At 36.9% G+C, this 13,394-nt stretch carries 12 protein-coding genes; all 12 read left to right on the plus strand.

Annotated elements, in window-relative coordinates:
- Positions 1-16 precede the first annotated feature (16 nt).
- The 12 genes from FW781_RS19200 to FW781_RS19250 all read left to right on the plus strand — a co-directional run bounded on the left by FW781_RS19200 (position 17) and on the right by FW781_RS19250 (position 13,390).
- The gene (locus FW781_RS19200; protein WP_047381861.1) at positions 17-1,240 is read left to right on the plus strand and encodes a 3'-5' exonuclease; all 1,224 of its coding nucleotides are present in this window, start codon (positions 17-19) and stop codon (positions 1,238-1,240) included.
- A gap of 260 nt (positions 1,241-1,500) precedes the next feature.
- Positions 1,501-2,703, plus strand: a complete 1,203-nt coding sequence (lysA, locus tag FW781_RS19205) for a diaminopimelate decarboxylase (RefSeq protein ID WP_172625766.1) — start codon at positions 1,501-1,503, stop codon at positions 2,701-2,703.
- A 277-nt stretch (positions 2,704-2,980) separates the two neighbouring features.
- Positions 2,981-4,714 carry a thiamine pyrophosphate-dependent enzyme gene (locus FW781_RS19210; protein ID WP_149388899.1) on the plus strand — a complete coding sequence of 578 codons (1,734 nt, stop codon included), beginning with the start codon at positions 2,981-2,983 and terminating at the stop codon, positions 4,712-4,714.
- 122 nt (positions 4,715-4,836) lie between these two features.
- Positions 4,837-5,319: a hypothetical protein gene (locus FW781_RS19215; protein ID WP_149388900.1), complete on the plus strand. Its 483-nt coding sequence runs from the start codon at positions 4,837-4,839 to the stop codon at positions 5,317-5,319.
- Between the two features lie 70 nt (positions 5,320-5,389).
- Positions 5,390-6,085 (plus strand): hypothetical protein, encoded by a 696-nt coding sequence (locus tag FW781_RS19220; RefSeq protein ID WP_149388901.1) that lies wholly within the window; start codon positions 5,390-5,392, stop codon positions 6,083-6,085.
- 100 nt (positions 6,086-6,185) lie between these two features.
- A complete protein-coding gene (gene miaB / locus FW781_RS19225) occupies positions 6,186-7,622 on the plus strand; it encodes a tRNA (N6-isopentenyl adenosine(37)-C2)-methylthiotransferase MiaB (protein WP_149388902.1) in 1,437 nt (478 codons plus the stop codon).
- Between the two features lie 97 nt (positions 7,623-7,719).
- Positions 7,720-7,896, plus strand: a complete 177-nt coding sequence (locus FW781_RS22545) for a hypothetical protein (RefSeq protein WP_172625767.1) — start codon at positions 7,720-7,722, stop codon at positions 7,894-7,896.
- The gene (locus tag FW781_RS19230; RefSeq protein WP_149388903.1) at positions 7,868-8,665 is read left to right on the plus strand and encodes a tetratricopeptide repeat protein; all 798 of its coding nucleotides are present in this window, start codon (positions 7,868-7,870) and stop codon (positions 8,663-8,665) included. Before FW781_RS22545 ends, FW781_RS19230 begins: the two co-directional genes overlap by 29 nt.
- Positions 8,666-8,701: 36 nt before the next feature.
- Positions 8,702-9,991 carry a sigma-54 interaction domain-containing protein gene (locus FW781_RS19235; RefSeq protein WP_149388904.1) on the plus strand — a complete coding sequence of 430 codons (1,290 nt, stop codon included), beginning with the start codon at positions 8,702-8,704 and terminating at the stop codon, positions 9,989-9,991.
- A 13-nt stretch (positions 9,992-10,004) separates the two neighbouring features.
- Entirely contained in the window at positions 10,005-10,709 is a 705-nt protein-coding gene (locus tag FW781_RS19240) for a hypothetical protein (protein WP_149388905.1), read from the plus strand.
- Complete coding sequence (locus tag FW781_RS19245; RefSeq protein ID WP_149388906.1) at positions 10,699-11,250, plus strand: LptE family protein; 552 nt, start codon at positions 10,699-10,701, stop codon at positions 11,248-11,250. The genes FW781_RS19240 and FW781_RS19245 overlap by 11 nt, the downstream gene beginning before the upstream one ends.
- Before the next feature lies 1 nt (position 11,251).
- Positions 11,252-13,390: a hypothetical protein gene (locus FW781_RS19250; protein WP_149388907.1), complete on the plus strand. Its 2,139-nt coding sequence runs from the start codon at positions 11,252-11,254 to the stop codon at positions 13,388-13,390.
- Positions 13,391-13,394 lie beyond the last annotated feature (4 nt).

Raw genomic sequence — 13,394 nt, forward strand, 5'->3', positions numbered from 1 at the left:
AGTTAACACACATTCAATGTATTCAATTATAGATATAGAAAGTAATGGTGCAGGTTATAGAAATGAATGCATTATCGATATTGCCATCTACAGATATGATGGTCAGAAAATTACTGACCAGTTTATTTCTTTGGTAAACCCTGAAGGCGATATTACCCCTTTTGTACAGAAACTGACCAGTATTACCCCTAAAATGGTCAAAACTGCTCCGAAATTTCATGAAATTGCCAAAAGAGTTATCGAAATAACTCAAAATACAACATTGGTAGGTCACAATATTGATTTTGATTACAGAATGCTTCGTCAGTCATTCAAAAGGCTTGGATATGACTTTAAAACCAATACTTTAGATACTATTCCATTGGCTAAGAAACTGATTCCTGATGAGGTAAGTTATTCGCTGGGAAAACTGGTGAAATCTCTGGGAATTCCTTTGACCAATCATCACAGGGCTGAAGGTGATGCAAGAGCTACATTAGAACTTTTCAAACTTCTGATTTCAAAAGACACTGAAAATGAGATCATCCAGAAACAGCATGATGAATCTAATGCAAAAACCTATATCAACAAGATCAAAGAGCTTACTCAGGATCTTCCCAATGATAAAGGCTTTGTCTATTTTCAGGATGAAGCGGGAAGGATTATGTTCTCAGATTATGTTCAGGACATCAACAAGTTTTCGAAAAAAGTTTTCAATTCCAAATCAAAAAAATGGGAACAGATTCAGAAAGATGTTGAGCAGATTAATTTTGAGCTTACCGGAACAGACATTATTGCCAAGCTGATCCTGAACTCCAAGAATATTAAAAAGAAAGAAGTACTGCCTTTCGGACTGTATTTCAGGAACAATAAATATATAGTTGAGAAAAATACACTCAATAAAACCGAAAAACCGGTTTTAAAATTCAGATCATTTACGCAAGGGACAAAAGCCGTTCAGTTTATTGGTTCTCAGGAAGAATTTAAAGATTTTTCAGTACTGAAACAGAAAATTGAATTCAGAAAAAGAAACGAATTATGGCTGGGGCAAGGAAGAAAACTGGGTGAAAAATTATTTTTAATCATAGAAAATGGAAAAGTGATTTCCTTTGGTTTCTATGAACTGTTTACACAAATTCAGACTTTAAGTAAGCTGGCTAAATTAAAAATTGACCTTCCGCTATCTTCCACGGATCTGAATAATGAACTGCAGCTGGCGCTCCTTCGCAGCGATTTTGAAACACTGCCTTTGCCGAAATGATATAGGAATTAGCACTTTATAAGTTGATCTGAAGGAGGGCGCTTTTAAAATCAATTTTCGGAAAGTAAAAAATAAATAGTATTTTTGCAAAAAATAAATAGAAGCAATGCAAAATTTTAAACAAATTAAAACTGGAAAAAAGGGAGCTGTAAGGTTCTCTAAGGTTTGGAATATTTAAAAGAGTTGTCTTGCATAAAAAATAATCAATGCGGCAGGCTCTTTTTATAAGAATCTGCCTTTTTTTATGTTAAAATGAAATTATGAATTCAAAAGAATTATTAAAGATTGCCAATGAGTTTGGCACCCCGGTGTATGTTTATGATGCAGAATCCATCAAAGTTCAATACGAAAAACTTACATCTTCTTTTTTAAAACACACAAAGTTCTTCTATGCAGCAAAGGCATTGACAAACATCAATATCCTTAAGTATGTCAAGAATCTGGGTGCTTCCTTGGACTGTGTATCCATTAATGAAGTAAAACTTGGGTTAAAGGCAGGATTTTCAAAAGAAAAGATATTGTTTACGCCCAACTGTGTTGATCTTGCTGAAATAGAGGAAGCAATGACTTTCGGAGTTCATATAAACATTGATAACATTTCTATTCTTGAGCAGTTCGGTAATAAATACGGAAATTCATATCCTATTCTGGTAAGAATCAACCCGCATATTTTTGCCGGAGGAAACTACAAAATTTCAACGGGGCATATCGACAGTAAATTCGGTATTTCTATTCACCAGGTTCGTCACATCGAAAGAGTGATGAAAAGCACAAACCTGAATGTGGAAGGTCTTCACATGCATACAGGAAGTGAGATTAAAGATCCGGATGTATTCCTGCAGGCTTTGGAGATTATGCTGGAGCTTTCTGAACATTTCCCGAATCTGAAATATCTGGATATGGGAAGTGGTTTCAAAATTCCTTATCAGGATAGTGAAGAAGAAACTGATGTGAAAACGTTAGGTAAAAAAGTAGAAAAAGTAATTTCTGAGTTTTCAAAATCTACAGGGAAAAAATTTGAATTATGGTTTGAACCTGGAAAATTCTTAGTTGGGAAAAGCGGATATTTATTGGTAAAAGCTAATGTGATCAAGCAGACGACAGCTACTGTTTTTGTGGGGGTGAATTCCGGATTCAACCACCTTATCCGTCCAATGTTCTATGATTCTTACCACATGATAGAGAACTTATCTAATCCAAAAGGTGCAGAAAGAATTTATACTGTAGTAGGAAACATTTGTGAAACCGATACTTTTGCCTGGGATAGAAAGTTGAACGAAGTGAGAGAAGGGGATATCCTTGCTTTCCATAATGCAGGAGCTTATGGATTTGAAATGAGTTCAAACTTCAACTCAAGATTAAAGCCTGCAGAGGTGTTATTTCTGGATGGAAAGGCCCACCTTATCCGTAAAAGAGATGAGTTTGAAGACCTATTGAGAAATCAGATCGAAATAGTAATGTAAATTTAAGTTATACGATATAAACAGCCGCCTTTTTGGGTGGCTGTTTTGTTTTAAAGTTATATGCCTGGCCATGGTTACTAAACCTCATAGGTTTTTAAACTTATGGGGTTTAAAAAAATATTAGAAGAATAAATTTTTACTATAAAAATTACAAAGTTTTAACATTGAAACCGGGTGAGAGTTCCAATTTTATTGGCTAAATTTGATAGAGATAGGGTATTATTATTCCTGTCTAATACTATTTTTCACCAAAAATAACCACCAAAACAGAGTAATTATGGCCAAAAATATAGCAGAGCAGATTGTTGAAATGCTCGAAAATGCCAATGTGAAAAGAATTTATGCAGTAACCGGTGACAGCCTCAATCATTTGAATATTGCTGTTAAAAAAAGCAGTATCCAATGGATTCATGTAAGGCACGAAGAAGTAGGAGCTTATGCAGCGGCTGCAGAGGCCGAACTGGATGGCCTGGCGGTATGTGCAGGAAGTTGCGGTCCGGGACACGTTCACCTGATCAATGGAGTGTACGAAGCACACCGCTCTCATGTCCCTATGCTGGTCATTGCTTCCACGATTCCCAGTGATGAAATGGGAATGGATTACTTTCAGGAAACCAATACTATAAAACTTTTTGATGATTGCAGTTACTACAATCAGATGATTACCCGTCCGGAGCAGGTGCAGAGAACTGTGCAGACGGCTATTCAGCATGCCATTTCCAAAAAAGGAGTTGCTGTAATAGGCCTTCCGGGAGATGTTTCTGAGCTGGATGCAGAAGAAGGCTCTACTTCTACTCAAATCTTTAAAACCAATCCTGTTGTGAGGCCTTCTGATGATGAATTGAAACAGCTGGCAGCATTGGTAAATAACAGTAAAAAAATAACCCTGTACTGCGGAGTAGGAGCAGGTGAAGCAAGTGCGGAAGTTATAGAATTATCTAAACTTTTAAAAGCGCCTGTAGGATACTCGTTCCGGGGGAAAATGGCCATTCAGCCAAATAATCCTAATGAAGTAGGGCTTACCGGACTGTTGGGATTTCCTTCAGCATACCATGCAATGCACGAAGCAGATCTGGTTCTTCTTTTAGGAACCGATTTTCCATACCAGAAATTCATGCCTGTAAAAAATAAAATAGTACAGATCGATGAAAGTCCCGAAAGATTAGGAAGAAGAGCGAAACTGGAGCTGGGGCTTGCAGGAGATATCAAAGAAACGATTAAAGCATTACTTCCTTTGCTGGAAGAAAAATCGGATGTTCACTTTCTGAATGAGCAGCTGGCATTTTATGACAAAGTAAAAGAAGGTCAGTTAGAATATGTAAAAGATTTTGGAAAAGAGAATGCTATCCAGCCGGAATATGTGGCCCATACTTTAGATAAACTGGCTAAAAATGATGCTATTTTTACCGTAGACACCGGAATGTGCTGTGTTTGGGGCGCCCGGTTTATTACAGGAACCGGGGAAAGAAAAATGCTTGGCTCATTTAATCATGGATCAATGGCTAATGCAATGCCAATGGCAATCGGAGCAGCTTTAGCCCATCCGGAAAAGCAGGTTATAGCAATGTGTGGAGATGGAGGCCTATCGATGCTATTAGGAGATATGGCAACTATTTTTCAGTATAAACTACCCGTAAAACTAATCGTTTTCAACAACAGGACCCTTGGAATGGTAAAACTGGAAATGGAAGTCGGCGGAATGCCCGATAACGAAACAGATATGATCAATCCTGATTTTGCCATGGTAGCTCATGCAATGGGATATCCAGGGAAAAATGTACACCTTCCCGAGGAAGTGGAAAGCGCGGTCAAAGAATGTTTAGATCACAGCGGGCCTTATCTTCTGAACATCTTTACCAATCCCAATGCATTGGCTATTCCTCCTAAAATTGAATTTGATCAGATCATGGGAATGACCAAATCTATGGCTCAATTGATGCTTGGAGGTAAAATGGACGAGGTTTTTGAAACAGTGAAAAGCAATTATAAACACATTAAAGGTCTCCTGTAAAGCTTCAAAGTAAATCTTGTATTTACCACATTCGTATTTTAAACTTCATACTTTGTGTGAAGTTTTTCTTTTTTATAAATGAGCTAAATATCTACCTTTGCTTATTATTAGGAAACAAGATCATGAGAACAGTACTTTTATTTTTGGCTTTGTGTGCAGGGACTTTTTCATTTGCACAGGATCAGGAAGAACGGGATGATTCCTTCATAAGAGATAGTAATAAAACCCTTTTAAAAATAGATATCCAAGAACCTTTTATGCAGGTTGCTGTAAAATGCAATGATTTTAAATCTGCAGCCTATGAAGGAGGCGTTGCTGCCTATAAAGATATTCTGAACAAATATATGTATGCTTATCTCAATTCGGATTTCTATGCGCTTACCGGTGACTTTACATTTACCCTGGTTCTTGATGAAAAAGGAAAAGTTGTTGATGTAAAGGGAATGCCTAAAGTTCAGAATAGTGAAGTTTTTTTTGACGATATGCAGTATGTCGTAAGAAGAATAAAGAAAAACTGGACTCCGGCGTCTTGTAACGGACAGTCTGTAGCTTCACAGATTAAAATTAAAATGAACTTCTCTTCAATGTCAGCAGATATTGATTAACAGATGAGAAAGTAACTTTTGATTACAAAAACAATACTGAAAATCAAATTTGATAATAATGTCTATGATTATGATTAGAAAAATTCTACAGGTACTGGGTCTGATTTTGGTTTGTGCTTTAGGAAAAGCGCAGACATTTGATCTGCTTCAGGGAGATATGAACCCTTATAAAGGAGGTGCTGTCCAGTTTTATAAAGATTTGAATACAGTTCTGATTGAAAGTCATTCAGAGCATTGCAATAACAGGAGGTCTGAAATGTTTCTGGCTGAACTTGAAATCGAAAAGGGACAGGCTAAAATTATTAATAAAACTCTTTCTGATAATTGCCCTACCGCTGTATTTGTAAAGGCTCTCAATGAAATAAATAAACTTAAAAAATGGAAAAAAGGTGCGGATGTACAGAAATATGTTTCCATCATATTCTATCCGATCGATTATTTTGACAACTTTAAAGAAAATTATACTACAAAGGGATTAAAAAAATCTGCTGAATTTCCAGGAGGAATGGGAGAATTCAGAAACCGTCTGCTCATTAATCTGAAAAACCAGAATATCAGAAATGCTGATGGAGTAACAGCTGAAATACGATTTAAAGTTAATCAGGAAGGTGTTTTACAAGATATTATAATACAACCTGAGGATTTACAGGATGATATTAAAAACAAGATAATGAAAGCTGTAGGACAGATTACCGAAAAATGGCAGCCGGAATCTTTTCGCAGTGTTCCGATAACATCCACTTACACTATGCGTGTAACTTTATGATTTTGTTAAAATAATAGCGCTGACAATCTGTCACAATATTTTGTATCTTTGCAAACTTATTTGTTCGTAATTTAAAATTGCGGGCCTTAAATTGATTATCGTGCAGGAAAAATATATAGACGAAACGAAACAGGGCGAAGCTTTTGCCATTGCTGAAAGACCGGAAAATTCTAAAAAACTGTTTTTAGAAAGCTATGGCTGTCAGATGAATTTCTCTGACTCTGAAATTGTTGCATCTATCCTTAATGAACAGGGATATAATACAACAATGAAAGTAGAAGAAGCAGACCTGATTCTTTTAAATACATGTTCCATTCGAGAAAAAGCAGAACAGACCGTGAGAATGCGTCTTTCCCAGTTCAAAAACCTGAAAAAAGAAAAACCGAATATGACGGTGGGTGTTTTGGGTTGTATGGCGGAAAGATTGAAAACCAAATTCTTAGAAGAAGAACAGCTGGTTGACCTAGTTGTAGGCCCGGATGCGTATAGAGATTTACCTAATCTTTTAAAAGAAACTGATGATGGAAGAGATGCAATCAACGTAATCCTTTCCAAAGAAGAAACCTATGCAGATATCAATCCCGTTCGTTTAGGAGGGAACGGAGTTACCGCTTTTGTTACCATTACCAGAGGTTGTGATAACATGTGTACATTCTGTGTAGTTCCTTTTACCAGAGGAAGAGAACGAAGCCGTGATCCACACTCAATTATAGATGAATGTAAAGACCTTGCTAACAACGGATATAAAGAAATTACCCTTTTAGGACAAAATGTAGACTCTTACCTTTGGTATGGAGGAGGTCCGAAAAAAGATTTTGCCAAAGCTTCTGAAATGCAGAAAGCAACAGCAGTTGACTTTGCTCAGCTTCTTGATTTGGTAGCTAAAGCCGTTCCTGAACTGAGAATCAGATTCTCTACTTCAAATCCACAGGATATGAGTCTGGATGTGTTCAAAATGATGGCAAAGCATGACAACATCTGTAAATACGTACACCTTCCTGTACAAAGCGGAAGCAATAACATGCTTGAAGCAATGAACAGACAGCATACCCGTGAGGAATATCTGGAGCTGATTAAAAAAGCGAAAGAAATTGTTCCTGATGTGTCCTTTTCTCAGGATATGATCGTTGGATTCTGTAATGAATCAGAAGAAGATCACCAGGATACCTTAAGCCTGATGAGAGAAGTGGAATATGATTATGGTTATATGTTTGCGTACTCAGAAAGACCAGGAACTCCGGCTCATAAGAAAATGGAAGATAATATTCCTGCCGATGTGAAGCAGAGACGTCTTGCTGAGGTTATTGCTCTTCAGGGTGAACTTTCAAAACAAAGAATGAAATCTTATGTGGGAAGAACACACCAAATTTTGATTGAAGGAATTTCCAAGAAAAACAAAAACCAATGGAAAGGAAGAAACTCTCAGAATGCAGTATGTGTCTTCGATCAGCTTGAAGGTCAGAAAATAGGTGACATTGTGAACGTTTTTGTCTATGATAATACACAAGGCACGCTTTTAGGGAGAACAGCGGAATAATATAAATATATCTTCTGAAAAGAAAATCAACGGTTATATTACCGTAAAATTTTTAGTAAATTGTGAAGGAAAGACAGGCCTGTTCAGATTACAGCATATGAGCCCGGATCTGAAAGATACTGTTATGGATGAAGAATTGGAAAATAAATTGCTGCAGTTTACAAAATCACTCGATGGCTGGATGCAGAAAGAGATACAAGGTTTAAAAGTAGATTATTATCAGTATTTAACCTATAAAATTGAAAATGGAAAAGTTTCAGAGGTATTACCTTAGCTTTTTGTTACTTATCGTTTACACCAATACTATTGCGCAGGTCAACTGTAATGCAGTAGAGGGTGAGAACTGCAAAAAAGCGTGTGAGTTATACAACTGGGCTTCAGATTTACCTGGATATGCAAAATCGCAGGAGGGCTTCGATAAAGCTATTGAATTGTGCCCTGATTTCTCCCGTGCTTATATGGAAAAAGCAGTTCCATATCTTAAAAACGGAGATTTCGTTACCTGGAAAATTTTAATTGATAAAGCAGTTGCTTTAGATCCACAAATACACCTTGGCTATAGAGGCTGGACGAAGTTTCAGTTTTTAAGAGATTATAAAGGCGCTATTCAGGGTTTAGATGCATTAAAAAAATATTATCCCGGAGACTTAGGAAGGTCTCAAAACGGAGATTATAATCTTGATGTAGTAAGAGTTATGTCCTACAGTGTGCTAGGACAGAAAGAAAAAACAACGGGGATTATAGAAAGACTTCTGGCAACCAGAGGTTATGTGAAGGGAATGTTTGATCATTACCAGCTGGGGATTACTTATTCTGAGCTGGGAAGGTATGACAAAGCCCTGGAAAATTTTGAAAAACAAAGCAAAGAATACAACTTTGCCGAGAACATATACTTTAAGAGTAAAGTTTCTAAGATCAGAAACAAAGATTATTTAGATTTAAAGATGTTAGCCCTGCAAACGTATGATGAAGGGAAGACGATGAAAGATGTCTACACTCATCATTTCAACAAAGTCTACAGAAAAGAGATTGAAACGCTGTAGAAGAGTAACATTAAATCAATAATCAAAAATTTACTTATGAGCAACGAGTTACAAAACATAAAAAACCGTTTCGGAATTATCGGAAACTTTCCGGCACTCAACCGGGCCCTGGAAAAATCTATTCAGGTAGCACCTACAGACATTTCTGTCCTGGTGATAGGGGAAAGTGGTGTGGGAAAAGAATTTATTCCGAAAATTATCCATTCAGAATCCAAAAGAAAACATCAGCCTTATATCGTGGTAAACTGTGGAGCAATTCCGGAAGGAACCATAGATTCTGAGCTGTTCGGGCACGAAAAAGGAGCTTTTACAGGAGCTACGGCTACAAGAAAAGGGTACTTTGAAGTAGCTGACGGAGGAACGATCTTTTTGGATGAGGTAGGAGAACTGCCATTACAGACGCAGGTTCGTCTTTTGAGAGTGCTGGAAAGTGGTGAATTTATGAAAGTAGGGTCTTCACAGGTACAGAAAACCAATGTGAGAATTGTAGCGGCTACCAACGTTAATATGATGAAAGCAATTCATGACGGAAGATTCCGTGAAGATTTATATTACCGTTTGAATACCGTTCAGATTGATATGCCGCCTTTGAGAGAAAGAAAAGGTGATATTCATCTGCTGTTCCGGAAGTTTGCCATAGACTTTGCAGAAAAGTACAGAATGCCGGAGCTGGAACTTGAACAAAGTGCAGTTCATTATATAGAAAGCTATTCTTTCCCGGGTAACGTCCGTCAATTAAGAAACCTGGTGGAGCAGATGACCGTTGTGGAAAGAAACAGAAATATCACTGCTGAGAAACTTGCAGAGTACATTCCGATGGAAACGCATCTTCCAATGGTAGTGAACACTCAGAATACTCCTAAGCAGAACGATTTTGGAAGTGAAAGAGAAATCATGTATAAAATTCTGTTCGATATGAGGAATGATATTAATGATTTAAAATCCTTAACTTCGGAATTGATTAAGAACAGAGGAACTGCAGATCTGAGCAGCCATGAGAAAAGCCTGATCAACAGGATTTATACCCCTGAAACTCAGCCGCAGGTGAATTCCGGGTCTTTAGTCTATTTTGAAAATAATAATGATGCACCTGTAGTGCAGACTCCTACAATTATCTCGACTCCTGATGACAGCTATGAAGATATAGAAGATATTGAGGTAGAAGAAAACAGACCAGAGTCACTTTCTCTGCAGAATAACGAGAAAGATTTGATTATCAAAGCGCTGGAGAAGCATAAAGGACGTAGAAACAGAGCTGCAGATGAGTTGGGAATCTCACAAAGAACTTTATACAGAAAAATAAAACAATATAACCTGGAAGATTAGCACAACATAAATAATGAAAGTAAATTTAAAACCTAAGCCAATCAATTTTAAGCTCGGAGAATATATTAATAAGGGGGTAGAACTTTTAAAGAAAGATTTCGGGAATATTTTTGTAGCATTTTTAGTGTGCTTTATCATGTCGATTATTCCGTTCTGTGGGTTATTAGCCATGGGTAATTTATATAAATACCTTCAAAGGCTGAGCAGAAATCAGCCGGCAAGTCCCGGAGATATCTTTGATTTTAAAGACTTCATGCCTTACTTTATGCTGCAGTTAATTGTTTTTGGAAGTGTTTTATTACTTTACATTCCTTTATTTGCTGTGCTGAGTATATCAGGAGCGATGTCTGGGAATAATGAATCCAGCCCAATGGTAGCTCTTTTTATGGTTCCTTACGTTTTTTTATTGATGGTGGCGATATACTACTTCGTATTGAAGGGGTTTTATATCATTCCATTAATCAGTCTTAAAGGGATCATAGAAGTAAAAGAAGCCTGGAATATTTCAAAAGTAATGACCAAAGGAAATCTGTTGTCAATTTTTCTTTTCTCATTAGTAGTAAGTATTTTAGCACAGATTGGTATTGTTGCCTGTGGGATAGGAATTTTTCTTACCCTTCCATTTTTATATACGGCAAACTATTTTGCTTATGAAGATGCTATTCAACAAATTGAGTATGATGAAATTATTGAAATTGGATCTAAAAATGAATTTTAAAATTAAAAATATCAGCCTGAAACAGTCACTGCTTTCCGTAATGCTTTTTGCATTGCTGGGGGTTTTACATTCATGCTACAGCTTTACGGGATCATCTCTTACAGATGAAAAGACCGTTCAGATCAATGAATTTCCGAATAATGCACCCCTTGTAAATCCTGCATTATCCCAACAGTTTTCTACAGCCATACAAAACAGATTCCTTCAGAGAACAACCCTGAAGGGAACTAAAGAAAATCCAGATATCCTGATAGAAGGAGAAATTACGGACTATTCCATTACTCCTACCACAATCAGTTCCAATACCCAGACAAACCCTTCTGGTGGAGTGATTCAGCAGGCCCAGAATAAACTTACGATTACCGTAAAAGTGCATTATGAAAACAAAATTCATCCGGATGCAAGTTTCGACAGAACTTATTCCGATGAAGCAGCTTTCAACAGTGATGTATCACTAAGTCAAATCGAAGACCAGCAGGTAAAGCTGGTAACAGATAGAATTATTAATAAGATATTTAACGACATTGTAGCGAATTGGTAAGATGAATCCGAGAGTTTTAGAATTAATAAAAAATCCGAAAAATATTCAGTCTGAGGACCTTGGTCTTTTGAAAGAAGAGATTCATACTTTTCCTTATATTCAAAATATCAGGGCACTTCACCTGTATGGAGTACATCTGTACGAAAAAGAAAATTATCAGAAAGAGCTTTCTACAACGGCGGCCTATACTACTGATAAAAAGATTTTGTATCAGTTGATCAACGGAAAGATCAAGCAAGAGACCCAATCAGAGATTGTTGAAGAGAAAAAGCCTTCTAAGACAATTGAAAAGCCTTCTCAATTGATCCAGAAAACCAAGTCTTTCCCTATTAAAAGAGAAGAGGAGGGTTCTGTGGAAAAATCAGTAGAAGAACAGGAGGCAGCATGTGTTTTACCAACTGTACATGAGGTTAAACACATTTATGTAAATGGTGAACGAAACAGAATTTTATTTGAAGGAGAAGAAAACTTCCTTGATGAACAAAATTCTGAGACAATAGATATTGAATCTACTTTGGAATCAGGAACTTTGGTAACCCAAAAGACTGAATCTGTAGCAGAACCTGTCACGGAACAAAAAGAAGAGATTCCATCTGAAACAGAGAAATCAGAAGAAAACTTTACATCGGAAACAATTATTCATGAAGATCAGATTTCTTCAGAAAAAGAAGAAGAAAAGATCGACGAAGAGGAAAATGTCAGTTTCCATGAAGTATCTCCTTTACTATCAGAGGAAAATATTGAGGAAGTTGCAGAAGAGCCTTTAAATATAGAATCAGACAATAATGAAGCTATATCTGTTTCTGAAGAAGAGCCTGCCCAACAAGAAATACAAGCTGAAGTAGAAGAGAATGCCGGAGAAAACTTTACGGCAGAAACCATTATCGATGAAGATCAGATTTCTGCTGAAAAAGAAGAAACTGCGAATGAAGAGCTTTTGCCGGTAGAAGAAGTATCTGAAGCTGAAGTAAGCTTCCACGGAACAGATTCATTCATGCCGGATGTTAAAATCCAGGCCAACAACGAAGAAGTTTCTGAAACAGCTGTAGTTTCCCAGTCCCATGTCAATAAGCATGAGGAGGAAATGAGACGCCTGATTGAAGAAGTTGAGAAAAAGATGAAGGAGGCTAAACCAGTTGTTCAAGAAGAAAAATTAGAAACTGAAACAACTGCGGATCACGAAATTAGCTTCGCAGAAACCCAAAATTTCCATTTCTGGTCAACAAATGAGGACAAGCCTGCGGAAATAAAGGAAGAAGAACCTGTAAAGGAAAAAATTGTTGAAAATCAATTGCCTGAAGAAGAGGTTAAAGTTGAAATTCCAGAAGAAAAAGAAGAAGATATTCCTGAAGCTCAGCCAACCTGGAAACCTATGAATGTGGAATCCAATATGCCCGATTCATTAATCAGCAAATCAGCAGAAGCGTCAGTTCCTGAAGCAAAAGCTCCGGTGGCAGATATACCTCCTGCAGAAGAACAGAAATCAGTAATTGAAATTCAAGCCCCATCAGAAACAGTTGAGGCCATTACAGAAACTGTTCAGGAAGAAACTCTGCCTACAATAAAAGAAACTTCGGAAGATGCCGGAAAGCTTTCTGCATCTACTGAAACAACCGAAGAAAATACCGATAAAGCTGTGGTGAAAGAAGAAGTTCCTGTGATGAATGTTTCTTTCTTTGGAACCGATATTTCTACCCTCAAGGTTGAAGAAAAGCAGAAGGAAGCTAAAGAAGAACCTGTAGAACAAATACAGGAAGTTACTATGAAGAATACAACGCAGCCGCAATTAGACAGTAATGTTCCCGGTTTTATCAATACCTGGCAAAGCTGGCTAAAGATTGACAGAACTGAAAAGGTCGAAAAGGAGAAATCAGAAATCAAAGAAAAGGCTATTGAAACCTTCATTGAAAATAATCCTAGAATCAGCCAGTTAAAAGAAGAAAGTTCCTATGTTGTTAAAGAAAAGAATGACGATATTTCGCATTTGATGACAGAGACATTGGCGAATCTTTATTTTGAACAGAAACTATACACAAAAGCAATAAAAGCGTTTGAAATACTAATCAAAAAGAGTCCTGAGAAAAAAGAATATTTTGAATCTAAGATTCAGGATATCAAGGATTTCAGAAGTAAAAATTAAATCA

It is taken from the genome of Chryseobacterium panacisoli (assembly GCF_008274625.1).
Taxonomy (GTDB): domain Bacteria; phylum Bacteroidota; class Bacteroidia; order Flavobacteriales; family Weeksellaceae; genus Chryseobacterium; species Chryseobacterium panacisoli.

Excerpts from the sequence above, each read along its gene's own strand:
- FW781_RS19235 (WP_149388904.1), top strand. The coding sequence starts at position 8,702 with ATGAGCAACGAGTTACAAAACATAAAAAACCGTTTCGGAATTATCGGA.
- FW781_RS19230 (WP_149388903.1), top strand. The coding sequence starts at position 7,868 with ATGGAAAAGTTTCAGAGGTATTACCTTAGCTTTTTGTTACTTATCGTT.
- FW781_RS22545 (WP_172625767.1), top strand. The coding sequence starts at position 7,720 with ATGAGCCCGGATCTGAAAGATACTGTTATGGATGAAGAATTGGAAAAT.
- lysA (WP_172625766.1), top strand. The coding sequence starts at position 1,501 with ATGAATTCAAAAGAATTATTAAAGATTGCCAATGAGTTTGGCACCCCG.
- FW781_RS19220 (WP_149388901.1), top strand. The coding sequence starts at position 5,390 with ATGATTAGAAAAATTCTACAGGTACTGGGTCTGATTTTGGTTTGTGCT.
- FW781_RS19200 (WP_047381861.1), top strand. The coding sequence starts at position 17 with ATGTATTCAATTATAGATATAGAAAGTAATGGTGCAGGTTATAGAAAT.
- FW781_RS19240 (WP_149388905.1), top strand. The coding sequence starts at position 10,005 with ATGAAAGTAAATTTAAAACCTAAGCCAATCAATTTTAAGCTCGGAGAA.
- FW781_RS19245 (WP_149388906.1), top strand. The coding sequence starts at position 10,699 with ATGAATTTTAAAATTAAAAATATCAGCCTGAAACAGTCACTGCTTTCC.
- FW781_RS19210 (WP_149388899.1), top strand. The coding sequence starts at position 2,981 with ATGGCCAAAAATATAGCAGAGCAGATTGTTGAAATGCTCGAAAATGCC.
- FW781_RS19215 (WP_149388900.1), top strand. The coding sequence starts at position 4,837 with ATGAGAACAGTACTTTTATTTTTGGCTTTGTGTGCAGGGACTTTTTCA.
- FW781_RS19250 (WP_149388907.1), top strand. The coding sequence starts at position 11,252 with ATGAATCCGAGAGTTTTAGAATTAATAAAAAATCCGAAAAATATTCAG.